General features: G+C 63.2%; 10 protein-coding genes and 2 pseudogenes. 6 read left to right on the top strand and 6 right to left on the bottom strand.

Annotated features, from left to right (window positions below):
• Window positions 1–16: 16 nt before the first annotated feature.
• Together AOT83_RS16995 and AOT83_RS16990 are read left to right on the top strand one after the other, a co-directional pair.
• Window positions 17–685, top strand: a complete 669-nt coding sequence (locus AOT83_RS16995) for a hypothetical protein (RefSeq protein ID WP_057966543.1) — start codon at window positions 17–19, stop codon at window positions 683–685.
• 20 nt (window positions 686–705) lie between these two features.
• Window positions 706–1,479, top strand: a complete 774-nt coding sequence (locus AOT83_RS16990; RefSeq protein ID WP_057966544.1) for a mannan-binding family protein — start codon at window positions 706–708, stop codon at window positions 1,477–1,479.
• 68 nt (window positions 1,480–1,547) lie between these two features.
• On the opposite strand, the gene AOT83_RS16985 is transcribed toward AOT83_RS16990, so the two are convergent.
• The 4 genes and pseudogenes from AOT83_RS16985 to AOT83_RS16970 form a co-directional block, all read right to left on the bottom strand.
• Window positions 1,548–2,828, bottom strand: coding sequence for an acetyl-CoA C-acyltransferase (locus tag AOT83_RS16985; protein WP_057966545.1), 1,281 nt, complete (start codon window positions 2,826–2,828; stop codon window positions 1,548–1,550).
• 10 nt (window positions 2,829–2,838) lie between these two features.
• Window positions 2,839–3,293, bottom strand: a pseudogene (locus AOT83_RS16980) (DUF4345 family protein).
• A gap of 144 nt (window positions 3,294–3,437) precedes the next feature.
• A complete protein-coding gene (locus tag AOT83_RS16975) occupies window positions 3,438–4,622 on the bottom strand; it encodes an NAD-dependent formate dehydrogenase (RefSeq protein ID WP_057966546.1) in 1,185 nt (394 codons plus the stop codon).
• Between the two features lie 156 nt (window positions 4,623–4,778).
• Entirely contained in the window at window positions 4,779–5,669 is an 891-nt protein-coding gene (locus AOT83_RS16970) for a LysR family transcriptional regulator (protein ID WP_030094409.1), read from the bottom strand.
• A gap of 171 nt (window positions 5,670–5,840) precedes the next feature.
• Between AOT83_RS16970 and AOT83_RS16965 the strand changes: the two are divergent.
• Window positions 5,841–6,970, top strand: a pseudogene (locus tag AOT83_RS16965) (FUSC family protein); the annotation flags it as partial.
• A 278-nt stretch (window positions 6,971–7,248) separates the two neighbouring features.
• On the opposite strand, the gene arsC reads toward AOT83_RS16965, so the two are convergent.
• Window positions 7,249–7,590: an arsenate reductase (glutaredoxin) gene (gene arsC / locus AOT83_RS16955; RefSeq protein WP_030094406.1), complete on the bottom strand. Its 342-nt coding sequence runs from the start codon at window positions 7,588–7,590 to the stop codon at window positions 7,249–7,251.
• Window positions 7,591–7,695: 105 nt separating this feature from the next.
• Here arsC and AOT83_RS16950 point away from each other — a divergent pair, with 105 nt between their 5' ends.
• Window positions 7,696–9,084, top strand: coding sequence for an HNH endonuclease signature motif containing protein (locus AOT83_RS16950; RefSeq protein ID WP_057966548.1), 1,389 nt, complete (start codon window positions 7,696–7,698; stop codon window positions 9,082–9,084).
• Here AOT83_RS16950 and AOT83_RS26930 read toward each other — a convergent pair.
• On the bottom strand, window positions 8,971–9,585 hold the full coding sequence (locus AOT83_RS26930; RefSeq protein ID WP_078284255.1) for a TetR/AcrR family transcriptional regulator: 615 nt from the start codon (window positions 9,583–9,585) through the stop codon (window positions 8,971–8,973). The genes AOT83_RS16950 and AOT83_RS26930 overlap by 114 nt on opposite strands.
• Before the next feature lie 65 nt (window positions 9,586–9,650).
• Between AOT83_RS26930 and AOT83_RS16945 the strand changes: the two genes are divergently transcribed.
• Window positions 9,651–10,094 carry an MmpS family transport accessory protein gene (locus AOT83_RS16945; protein WP_057966549.1) on the top strand — a complete coding sequence of 148 codons (444 nt, stop codon included), beginning with the start codon at window positions 9,651–9,653 and terminating at the stop codon, window positions 10,092–10,094.
• A complete protein-coding gene (locus AOT83_RS16940; RefSeq protein ID WP_057966550.1) occupies window positions 10,091–12,961 on the top strand; it encodes an MMPL family transporter in 2,871 nt (956 codons plus the stop codon). Before AOT83_RS16945 ends, AOT83_RS16940 begins: the two co-directional genes overlap by 4 nt.
• The last annotated feature ends 19 nt before the right edge of the window (window positions 12,962–12,980 follow it).

Raw genomic sequence — 12,980 nt, 5'->3', positions numbered from 1 at the left:
TCAAGGAGCTACTACCGTGGTCACCATGACCAAAGATGACGTCGATTCCACAAGCGACGCCGAGGCGGACAAGGTCGACGAGAAAGACGCCGCGGACACTTCCGCGGAAACCGACCCAACCGAGGCCGACGACGTCGACGCGGCAGAGGAGTCTGATTCGGACGCACCCAAGGCCGACGACGATGCGGATTCTTCCGGAACGTCGTCGTGGGTGCGTTATGCCGCGATCGGAGCCTTCGCGGCAATCCTGGTCGGGGCTCTCGTGTTCTCGGGTGTCGTGGGCATGAAGGTGTGGAGACAGCACCAGATCGATGCGGCCGGAGAGCAGGCACAGGCCGTCGCGGTCGCCTATACAGAGGTCTTGACCAGCGTCGAGTCAGACAAGATCGACGAGAACTTCCGGCAGATCCTCAACGGAGCCACCGGTAAGTTCAAGGACGATTTCACCCAGGCAAGCATCCAATTGCGGCAGCTGCTCATCGACAACAAGTCGGGAGCAGAGGGCAAAGTCGTGAACTCGGCAATCGAGTCCAAGTCCACGGACAAAGTCGTGATACTGATGATGGTCGATCAGAGCGTCAAGAACGTTAATGTGCGTGATCAACGTGTCGACAAGAATCGAATGAAGATCACGATGGTGAAGATCGACGGTCGCTGGCTCGCAAGCGACCTGACGTACCTCTAGGTCGGCCAGGAAAGGTCATCATGCGGATTTCTCAACTCTTGGTCCGAGGAGTTGCCGGGGCGTGTGCCGTCGCGCTGGCAATCAGCAGCGCGCCGTTGGCGTCAGCGTCGGCGCAGTCCTTCTGCGGCGAGCTCGGCGGTAATTTCGACGGGCTCTACTGCCACACCGTGGTGACCTCGCCGCGTAAGGCAGATCGCGATATCAAGGTCGCCATCCCCGAATTGGTGGACAGCAACCCCGCCATCCGCGAGTACCTGCGCAACTTGTACAACAACTGGAAAGCCAAGGGCGCTGACATGATTCAGGACAGCTATGGCGAGGAGAACTTCCAGATCTTCAACCACGGCAGCACCACATCGATCGTGTTTCACGAGGACTACCACGCCAACGGCCCGCAGGTGAACAACGCCTACCGCACGTTCAACTACGACGGCGGTAAGCGCCTGGTGCTCGCCGACATTCTCAAGGGCGGCGATCTGAATGCCATCCCGCCGATCGCCGAGCCGTTCATCATCGAGGCACTGGATCGGGCCGCGCCGGGGCACACCCCACAGACCTATCCGTTCACGCCCGACCGGTGGACTCCGGACAAGGTGTATTCCGGCGCGTACAAGGCCTGGGCGCTGACACCGGACGAGCTGATCATCTACATGCCGGATTACCCAGTCGCCCACGACTACCCGATCGATTACTCCCCCGGCCAGCGGGTGTACTCGATGGATGGCGGCACTGTCGAAGCGCACATCCCGATTGGCGCCATCGCCCCGATCCTGAAGCCCGGGTACGGCGGCTAGAACGCAATGGGTGATGCCCGCCTACGAGCGACAACGCTTGTAGGCGGGCATTTTCCGTCTTAGGAGGATTACTCCACGCGTTCAAGTACGGCGCTGGCCCCGTGGCCACCGGCTGCGCAAATGCCCAACAGTGCGGTGCTCTTCCCGCTGAGCGCGAGCTCGTTCGCCATAGTGGTGACCATGCGGGCGCCGGTGGCGCCGAACGGGTGGCCGATCGATACCGAGCCGCCGTGCACATTCACCTTGTGGATATCGGGCGTGCCCACGGCCTCAGAACGCCCCAGCCGGTCGGCGGCCCACTTCTTGGAGCCGAGCGCCTCCAGCACCGAAAGAGTCTGGGCGGCAAAGGCTTCGTGGATATCGACATAGTCGACATCGGCGAGAGTCAACCCCGCCTTCTCCAGCGCGCGGGGCATCGAGATCGCGGGGCCGATGAGCACCTCGTCGGCGGGGTCGACGCTGACATAGCTCCAGGACCGGATGGCGGCCAGCGGCTGCAGGCCGAGTGCCCGCGCCTTCTCCTCGCTCATCAGCAGCACCGCGGCGGCGCCGTCGGTCAGCGGGCTGGCGTTACCCGCGGTCACCGTGCCGTCGCGATTGAACACCGGTTTGAGCGTTGCGAGTTTCTCGACGCTGGTGTTTTCGCGGACCAGGCCGTCGCGGGTGACACCATTGACGGGCACTACCTCACGGTCGAAACGTCCCGACTTGATGGCGGCAGCTGCGCGATGGTGCGAGCGGACCGCGAACTCGTCCTGCGCCTCGCGGGTAATGCCGTGGATCTTGGCCATCTTGTCGGCGGACTCCCCCATCACCTCACCGGTGGTCCGCTCTTCGATCTTGGGTCGCCGCGGCAGCAGTCCGGTGAACGGCGCCAGGCTCAGAGCGGCGTCGAGGTAGTCCTTTGGCTTGGGCTTACCCAGCGCCAGCGGGGCTGCCGCGTGAATGAGCTTCTGCGGCAAGTTGACTCCGGCATTGGAGGTGGAGTCGGAACCGCCGGCAATCATCACGTCGTACTCACCGCGCTCGATCGCGGCGGCCGCCGTGGTGATGGCCTGCAGGCCGGAGGCACATGCACGGGTGACGGTGTGTCCCTCGACGCCGTGCCCAAGCTTGAGATCGAGCGCGATCTCACGAGCGATGTTCGGCGCACCCGCCGGCAGGATCACCCCGCCCCAGACGATGGCCTCAATCTCGTTCGAGGAGATCTTGGTGTTGTCGAGCAGACCACGCACGGCCTCGTCGGCCAATGCGATGGTGTCGATGCGGGTGAAGTCACCGAAAGCACGGACAAAGGGAGTGCGCGCGCCCGCGACGATGACGGCGCGACGCTGAGCAGGTGCGGTCATGGCCGCGAGCTTACTCGCGAGTCAGTTCTTTGTTTACACGGGTACTGGGTTCGTAAATCGGCCCGGGTTGCGCCATGGCCCCACGTCGCATCAGGCATTGGGCCGCTCGGTGAGTGCCGCTCCCGCAGCGATTTCCAGCGCGGCGAAAAACCCTGTGGGCCAAGGCTGCACTCGCCGTTCGAACCCGCCGGACAACAACCGCGTCAGCCCCATGCCATAGCTGGCGTAACGAACAGCGGCACGAAGACCGGCTGATCGCGGGCCGTCATCACCGGCCTGCGCCAGGGCCAGCGCGAAGGCCAGGGGGATGCCTCCGTACACGGCGCGAACCTCGGTACGCGATTCACTGGTCGGCGCGTCGCCGCCGAACATCTGCGGCACCAGTGCGGGTTTCACGAGGGCGAAGATGCCGATTCCCGCATAAAAACCGGCTGCCGCTTTGCGCAGTGACGCGTTATGACTCATGGAGGCGATGCTGCCAGGATGACGCGGCCCTGACACTGCCAATCGGTGCCAGATCCCGCCGGATCCATGCCAACCATTGTTGGAGTGCATGCGAACACGGGCCGCTGTCAGGAAATCCGCACCCGACAGCGGCCCCCGTGTGGGCTAGGTACCCGCGCCGGGGCTGGCCGAGCCATCCGCGGTGTAGGACTTGGCTCCGGTTCCGGCCAGCTGGCCGCCCTCGACAATCAGGTATTCGTCACGGATGGGCCGGCGCTCAAAAAAGTCTTCGAGGATTTCCCGGGTACCGGCCGCATACCTGGCCTGCGCCGACAGCGTGGTGCCGGAGACATGCGGCGTCATCGCCTCGTGGGGCATGGTGCGCCATGGATGATCGGGGGCAGGCGGCTGCGGGTACCAGACGTCGCCGGCGTAACCGGCCAGCTGTCCGCTACGCAATGCATCGACCACCGCATCACGAACCGTGATCTCGGCACGCGCGGTGTTCACGATGTACGAACCGCGCCGCATGGAATTGATCAGGTTTGCGTCGAACAGGTGATACGTCTGTGGGTGCAGCGGGGCATGGATGTCGACGATGTCCACAGAGCTGACCAGGGAGTGCACGTCTGGGTGATAGGTGAGCCCCAGCTCCTGCTCCACCTCGGCAGGCAATCGACGAGTGTCAAAGTAATGCAGCCGCACGTCAAATGGCTTGAGCCGACGCATTACTGCCTGCCCGATGCGCCCCGCCGCGATGATGCCGACATCGAATCCCTCAAGGTCGTAGGCGCGTTCAACGCTGTCGGCGATGTTCCAGCCGCCGTCGACCACCCACTGGTGCGACGGAAGGTAATTGCGCACCAGTGCCAGGATCTGCATGACGGCATGCTCAGCCACACTGATGCTGTTGCAGTACGTCACCTCGGCGACAGTGATACCCGCCTTGATCGCCGCATCCAGGTCAACATGGTCCGAGCCGATCCCCGCCGTCAATGCCAGCTTCAACTTGGGCGCCTTGGCAATTCGCTCCGCACTGAGATATGCGGGCCAGAAGGGCTGCGAGATGACCACATCGGCGTCGGGCAACTCCTTCTCAAACACCGAGTCGGGCCCATCCTTGTCGGAGGTAACCACTAGCTCGTGCCCCTGCGCCTCCAGGTAACGCCGCAGACCAAGTTCCCCGGACACGCATCCCAGCAGCTCGCCCGGGGTGAAATCGATGGCCGACGGGGTAGGCAGAGTCTGCCCATCGGGATAGCCGCCGATGACCGGGATCGAATCCCGGGCGTACACAGGCGGATAACCCGTCACCGGGTCGGGGTAGAGCACACACAAGATCTTCGCCATGACCACTCCTCCACGGCGGTCGTATGGCCGCCAGTTCTCTTGATGCAGATGGCTTTCCAGTCATCCGACGCGTTCATTTCGACGCATCTTCAGTGTCCGGCGCGCTGTGGCGAGGTGTCCAAGACCAAGTTCCGACCACCCAATAGGCGGAGCCGATCAGGGCTGGTCGAGCGGTGCCGCCGTCTGCGCCAGTGCGCGCGCCAAGAGAGACGCGGGCTCACCCGCAGTACGCACCAGCGCGACCGGTGAGCCAAGCCGCGGTGCTTGCAGCTCCACGACTCGAGCCCCTGCCGGCGCAGGTACGGTGGCGAACCAGGTCCGTGCGACGATGGCCGCCCAACGACCGGTCCCGACGAGGGCCAGCAGTGTCGCGACGGAATCAGCCTCCAGGCGAGGCGATACAGCGAGTCCATGCTCGGCAGCAGCCTCATCGATGCGATCGCGGTCGCGCATACCCTTGTGCAACAAGCACATTGGCAGACTTAGCGCTTCCGACCAGTCGATCGGATCAGGAGCGTCACGCAGCAACCCCTCGCCCGCCACCAGCACGTAGCGCTCCTCGTAAAGCCGGGTTAGCTCGAGCCCTTCGGTCTGCAACCCGTCGTCGTAGACCACACCCGCGTCGAGTTCGAACCGGCGGATGCGGTCCAGGATCTCCGTGGAGCGCAGGCTGGACTCGATCCGTACCCGCACCAGCGGGTGTTCAGCACAGAAAGCATCGGCCATCAGCGCCACACGGGTGGCCGCCCCGGGCACCACACCCAACCGCAGCTCACCGGTGAGTCCGCTGCGCAAGGCCGTCACCTCATGCTCCAGCGCGTCACGGTCCGCGAGAATCCTTCGTGCCCAAAGGACCAGGCGCTCTCCCTCCGGAGTCAAGCCCTCAAAGTTCGACCCCCGCAGGACCAGCGGGACACCCAGCTCGTGCTCGAGCTTGCGGATGGCCTCCGACAGCGCCGGCTGGGATACGTAGCACGCCGACGCCGCGCGGGCGAAGTGTCGTTCCCGCGCCAGCGCCACGAAATATTCAAGCTGACGGAACTGCATAACTCGTTCTACCACCAGCGATCGGTACCGCCTATCGACTCAGCGGCAATGTCTCTTGGACAGGTTCAGTGCTGAACTCACACACTGGTTGCCATCATCACCACCAAGGCTTGGGAGCACACCCGTCCGGATCGCCACGATCACCGGCACGCATTCCGGGTAGGCGCAGGTTTGGCTCTCCCCGGGGCGGTGCTGCTGGTCTTCGGACGGCCCGAGTTACTGGTGTACATCGTCTTCGGTTCTTTTACCGGAATCTACGGCCGCACCGAATCCGGCTGGCGCCGAGCATGTCACCAGATCCAGGCGGGGACTCTCCTCTGCGTGGGAGTCGCTCTCGGCGTGCTGCTTTCGTCGCTGCATGTCAGAACCTGGATGCTGGTCGCGGTTGAGGTGACATTCGCGATGGCCGGATCGGTAACGGCCGACGCGTTACGCCTGCGGCCGACGGGGCCCTTCTTCTTCCTCTTCGCCACAGGCGCCACGGCCACCGTGCCAGCGGGTCTGATCGCCCCGCTGGGCGCCATCGGACTGTGCCTGTCGACGGCATTGCTGTCGATTCTGATCGGTCTCATCGGATCATCCGGCGAGACCCCGACGCCGCGTGTGAAGCGTGGTCGCGTCCCGCCCGATGTCGGCATGCATGCGCTGCGCTACGCGCTGGCCGTCGCCGCAGCGGGCGGGACCGGACTGCTGCTGGGCTTCGATCACGCCAACTGGGCGATGGCCGCCGCTGCCGTACCACTGTCCGCGATCGACGTCGAACGGCCGTCAGATCGAGAACTTCAGGGAGTGCTGGCACGGGCAGCCCATCGGACCGCAGGAACTGTAGCGGGCCTGATACTCACCGGAGTGCTTATGACGCTGGGCCTTCCGGCTGTCGGGGTAGGCGCACTGGTGATTGCGCTCTTGTTCCCCACCGAGCTGTTTATGGCTCGCCACTACGCGCTGGCAGTTGGCTTCTTCACTCCGCTGGTAATGCTGATGACCGAATTAGCCGACCCCGCAGATCCGTTCACCCTGATCCTGTACCGCGGCCTGGACACCGTGATCGGCGTCGCCGCCGGGGTGACAGCCGCCGCGTTGGTAGGCAGACGGGATGCCAAGCGCCGCTAGACCCGCGCCAGATCCTTGGCTAGACGAGTGGCACCAACGCTCATGTAACCGCCGGTCAGCACTACCAACGCGGCAGCACTGACGCGAGGAATGTCGCCTCGGATCAGATGCGCGGTGCCGTGCACAGTGTCGGTGACGTCGACCATCAGCGCGAGCCGCTGCCACCGGAATTGCTCAGAGGTGGGCGAGGTCAGGTAGCCGAGACCGAGAGCAACCGCGCGAACACCGAATATCCTTGTCATGTAGACCAGTTCGGGTGTCACGGAGACGCGGCTGACCTTGGCGAGCACGTTGGGCGCAGCCAGGGAGACGACGCCCAACACGATCCTTCCGATGGCCAGGCCCCGCAGCGCACCCGCGAGACTGCCGTTGGCAGATTCTGGAGTCATATGGGCCATCGTGCCAACAGCCAATTCATCAAACCGGTCGTTGCGTGCCAGATGTGCTCGAAATCAGGACATCCGGTCTAGAGAATTTCGTCGACGGCCTCGGTCGGGCGTGCCATGCGAGTGCCCTTGGCGGTCACCACGAACGGACGCTGAATCAACCGGGGATGCGCAACCATGGCGTCAAGAAGTGCATCGTCGGAGGCGTCCGCAAGGCCGAGTTCCTTGTATTCGGCCTCACCGGTGCGCACCGCCTCACGCACAGTGAGATCCGCGTCCTTGATCAGCTTTTTCAGCTGCGCCTTGGTGAGTACATCATCGAGGTACTTCACGATGGTCACGGTGGCGCCCGCCTCCTCGAGACGTGTCAGCGCCTGTCGAGACTTCGTGCACCTGGGATTGTGGTAAATCGTCGCGTCCACGCATTCAACCTACACAGGTAGCCCCGATAGATCTCTTCTGTCACAAGGGTTTCTGGCGCCACATCACCCGAGCCACTTGTCGGTGGGCAAGGTTAGTGTTCGAACATGCATTCGATTGGAGTGTTGGAGGCGGCGGTTGATGCCTTCTGTGCTGATGCGGTCGATGCGTTGAGCGCTGCTGAGGCGTTGGTGGTGTTGGCCCGGTTGGAGGTGGTGCAACGTCGGCTCGGAGCCGCCGGACTGGGATTAGTTCCGAGGGTGATTACCCAAGCCTCACCGGTCGGACTCGGCGGCACCTCACATGCCGATGTGTTGTCGCGGCGGTTGCATATCAGCAAGGGTGCGGCCCGGCGCCGGATCGCCGATGCCGAACAGTTGGCGCCCCGACGGGCGGTGACCGGCGAGGCGTTGGCGCCAGTGTTGCCGAATATCGCTGCGGCCTATGCCCGGGGTGAGATCGGGGACGAACACGTGCGGATCGTGCGGCAGTTCTTCAACAAGCTGCCGGTGGTGGTCGATGCGCCGACCCGTGAGGCCGCCGAACAACAACTGGTCACCATGGCCGCACAGTTTGGGCCCGAGCACCTCCGGGTGGGCGCCGACCGCATGATGGCCTTGCTGAACCCAGACGGACAGTTCTGCGATACCGATCGGGCACGCCGTCGTGGGGTCAGCATCGGACAACAAGGCTTTGACGGCATGTCACCGATCTCCGGATTGTTGGATCCGGAAACCCGCGCCTACCTGGATGCGGTGTTCACCAAACTGGCCGCACCCGGCATATGCAACCCGAACGACCAAACACCACTGGTCAATGGGGAACCCACACCCGAAGCCGGCGAAAGCGATCGACGATCGTCGGCCCAACGCCACCACGACGCCCTGCGGGCCTGCCTGCGATCCACCCTGGCCAGCGGCGACCTAGGCTCACACCACGGCCTACCGGTGACCGTCATCGTCACGACCACACTCGCCGAGATCGAAGATGCCGCCGGGATCGCGATTACCGGCGGCGGCACCCGGCTACCCATGGGCGATGTCATCCGCATGGCCACCCACGCACACCACTACCTGAGCATCTTCGACGACAACGGCCGCCCCCTACACCTAGGAAGCTCCAAACGCATCGCCTCAGCAGATCAACGGATCGTGTTGCACGCCAAAGACCGCGGCTGCACCCACCCCGATTGCACCACCCCCGGATACCTGCGCCAAGCCCACCACATCAGCGAATGGGCCGCCGGCGGTGGCACCGACATCGACAACCTCACCTTCGCCTGCGCACCGCATCACCGCCTCCTCGACCACGGCTGGACCACCCGAAAACACACCGACGGCACCACCGAATGGATACCCCCACCACAACCAGAGATCGGTGCTTCAGAGCTTCCGGGTCAGGCTGGGCATGATGACGTCGTTCACCAGGGTGCGAACGGTGTTGGCCGTCGGCGATCTCACGGGCATCAACGAACGGAACACCAAGTACCCCGGTAATAGATCCCAAAGCTCCTCATTGATGGCGGCCGCCTCGATCTCGCCGCGTTCCACAGCTGCGGTAAGTACGTCATCGAGCAACAACTTGCGCTGATCGATGAACTTCGTCCGAAATGCCTTGGTCAAGTCTGGGTTTCGCTCAATCTCGATCAGCAGACCACGCATGACGGGTGTATTGCGCCGAACGTCAGCGAGCGCGTTCATCCCGATCTGCAGCAGATCCTCGCGTAGCGAACCGGTATTTGGCCGGATCAGCTGCGCACGCATTCCCTCGATGAAGGCTGCCAGCACCAGTTCCGCTTTCGACGGCCAACGCCGATAGATCGTCGCCTTACTCGCCTTCGACTCCGCGGCGACCTCGTCGACCGACAGCCGGTCGTACCCATGCTGCTGCAGCAGTCGCAGGGTGACAGCGAGCAGCTCCACCTCGCGCGGCGTCCACTGGGAGGCCTGTCGCTTCTTCGCCGCCTTAGTCAACCCCGTTGACACGCCATTCGTCATGGGAGTACGGTACCGTACCGTTCTACACAAGTCGGTCAGCGACTATCGAGAGGGCGTGGACGCTGGTGCAGGGCTGGTTCTGGAGTTTCCTCAAACGCTGGTGGACATTCGTCGTCGCGGCGGCCGTGGTGGCAGTAGTGGCCTTCGGAGTGACACGGCTGCACGGCATTTTCGGTTCAAACATCGAACTGTCACGTCCTGGCACCGAGGCCATGGAGAACACCAACTACAACCCCAAACGCGTCCTTCTCGAGGTCTTCGGTACGCCGGGAAGCACCGCCACCGTCAACTTCCTCGATGAGATGGCTCAGCCGCATCGCGTCGACAACGCCGCCCTGCCCTGGTCTCACGAGCTCGTGACCAACGACCCCACCTTGTTCGCCGACCTGCGCGCACAGGGCAGTGGTGACGTGACGGGCTGCCGCATCACCGTCGACGGCATCGTCAAAGACGAAAGGACTGTCACCATCGTGAATGGCTACACCACCTGCCTGGACAAGTCCGCATGAGCGCCGGTCACGCCCAAGAATCGCGGGCAGCGAGGATCATCCGCAGGCTCGCGGTGCCAATTGTGTTGTTCTGGGTGGCCATCGCGGCGGTGACCAACGCCACCGTGCCTCAATTGGAGGTGGTGGGTGAAGAACGGTCCGCCCCGCTGAACGCCGCCGATGCTCCGTCGACACTGGCGATGAGGCATATCGGCAAGGTTTTCAACGAGTTCGACTCGGACAGCTCGGCGATGGTTGTCCTCGAGGGCGACAAACCCCTTGGCGCGGAAGCACATCAATACTACGACACACTGGTGCAGCGACTGAAGGATGACCGCGAGCACGTGCAGCACGTCGCCGACTACTGGGGCGATCCGATCACGGCAGGCGGCTCCCAGAGCAAGGACGGCAAGGCCGCCTACGTACAGGTCTATGTCGCCGGTAATCAGGGCGAGGCGCTTTCCAATGAGTCCGTCGACGCCGTGCGTCGCATTGTGGCTGACACACCAGCTCCAGACGGGGTCAAGGCCTACGTGTCCGGTGAGGCTCCCACCATCACCGATCAGTTCGAGGTAGGTAACGCAGGTTCCGCCCAAGTCACGATCATCACCTTCGCCGTTATCGCGATCATGCTGCTGGTCGTGTACCGATCACTCACCACCACGGCACTGGTTCTGGTAACAGTCCTGGTGGAACTGTCGGCGGCCCGCGGAATCGTTGCAGCACTGGGACATACGGGTGTCATTGGCCTCTCGACATATGCCACGAATCTGCTGACCATGCTCGCCATTGCCGCCGGTACCGACTACGCCATATTTTTCGTCGGCCGTTATCAAGAGGCACGCTCGGCCGGTGAGGATCGCCTGGCCGCCTACCACACGATGTTCAAGTCCACCGCGCACGTGATCGTCGGATCGGGTCTCACGGTCGCGGGCGCACTACTCTGCCTGTCGTTCACACGGTTGCCCTACTTTCAGACTCTGGGCCTGCCCGCAGCGCTCGGGGTGTTGGTGACATTGGCGGCGGCCCTCACCATGGCACCGGCCGTGATGGTAATCGGAAGCCGTTTCGGGCTGCTGGACCCCAAACGCGCAATGCGTACCCGCGGCTGGCGCCGTATCGGCACCGCAATCGTGCGCTGGCCCGGACCTATTCTCGTCGTCTCATGCATCGTCACGCTTGTTGGATTGCTCGCATTGCCAGGGTACAAAACCACTTACGACGGCCGCATCTACATGCCGGGCTCGGTTCCGTCCAACGTGGGGTACGCCGCCGCCGAGCGACATTTCTCCGTCGCACGCCTGAACCCCGAGCTTCTGATGATCGAAACCGATTTCGATATGCGTAACCCCGCGGGAATGGTCTTGCTGGAACGCGTCGCCAAATCTGTTCTACATGCCCGCGGCGTGGCCCTGGTCCAATCGATCACCCGCCCGCTCGGAACACCGATCACCCACTCCTCTATTCCCTTTCAGATCAGTGCATCAAGTGCCAGCCAGCTGATGAATCTCTCGCAGCAGGAGAACCAGGCCCTGTATCTGTCCCAACAGGCCGATCAGATGACGCGGACCATCGCCGTGCTGAAACAGCAGCTGGCACTTCAACAACAAAGTGCGGCCATCACGCATGAACAAACCCAGGGATTCCAGCAGACCGTGGCGGTCGCACAGGACCTGCGGGACAAGATCGCGAACTTCGATGACCAGTTCCGGCCCATACGCAACTACTTCTACTGGGAGCCGCACTGCTTTGACATCCCCTTCTGCGCGGCGTTGCGATCCATCTTCGACGCCCTCGACGGCATCGACGAACTCGTCGACGCACTCCAATCGGTCACCGGGAGCCTCGACAAGCTCGACGCGCTACAGCCCGAGCTGGTCGGCCTACTGCCGCCCCAGGTCGCGATTCAAGAAAAGAACCGCGACCTGACCCTGTCCAACTACGCCATCAACAACGGCACCAATACCCAAAACGAGGAGTCCACCCGCACTGCAACAGAGTTGGGCAAGGCCTTCGACGACGCCAAGAACGACGACTCCTTTTACCTGCCCCCGGAGGCGTTCGATAACCCCGCGTTCAAACGCGGCATGAAACTGTTCATGTCCCCGGACGGCAAGGCCGCCCGCATGACCATCACTCACCAAGGCGACCCCCAGACTACTGAGGGCATCGCACACATTGACGCGATCAAAGAGGCGGCCTTCGATGCCGTCAAGGCAACACCATTGGCTGACGCCAAGATCTATGTGGCGGGAACCGCCTCGGCGTACAAGGACATCGCCGACGGCCAGAAATACGATCTGCTGATGGCCGCGCTGGCCTCGCTCGGCCTCATCCTGCTCATCATGATGTTCCTCACCCGCAGCCTGGTCGCGGCACTCGTGATCGTGGGGACCGTCGCACTGTCGCTGGCCGCATCGTTCGGGATGTCAGTAGTGGTGTGGCAGTACATCTTCGGCATTCCGTTGTATTGGGTCATCTTCCCGCTGGCCGTCATAATCTTGCTGGCGGTCGGAGCAGACTACAACTTGCTGCTGATATCCCGATTCAAGGAGGAAACGGGCGCGGGCCTGAAGACAGGAATCATCCGCGCCATCGCCGGCACCGGCGGCGTCGTCACCGCCGCGGGCTTGGTCTTCGCGGTAACGATGTCGTCCTTCATCTTCAGCGATCTGCGCGTGCTCGGCCAGATCGGTACCACCATCGGCCTCGGCCTGCTGTTCGACACCCTGGTGGTGCGCTCGTTCTTGACCCCGGCGATCGCCACCATGCTGGGCCGCTGGTTCTGGTGGCCCCTCAACGTGCGCACGCGTCCAACTCCCAAACCCTTTGGGCCAAAACCAGTTGCACCCGATGACGCGACCGGACCGATCTCGGTGGGCACATAGCGCCTACCTGGCCGGTTCT

Source organism: Mycobacteroides sp. H001 (genome assembly GCF_001440005.1).
GTDB classification, from domain to species: domain Bacteria; phylum Actinomycetota; class Actinomycetes; order Mycobacteriales; family Mycobacteriaceae; genus Mycobacterium; species Mycobacterium gwanakae.
Note: the sequence above shows the minus strand (reverse complement) of the source record. Positions and strands in the feature narration are given on the sequence as shown.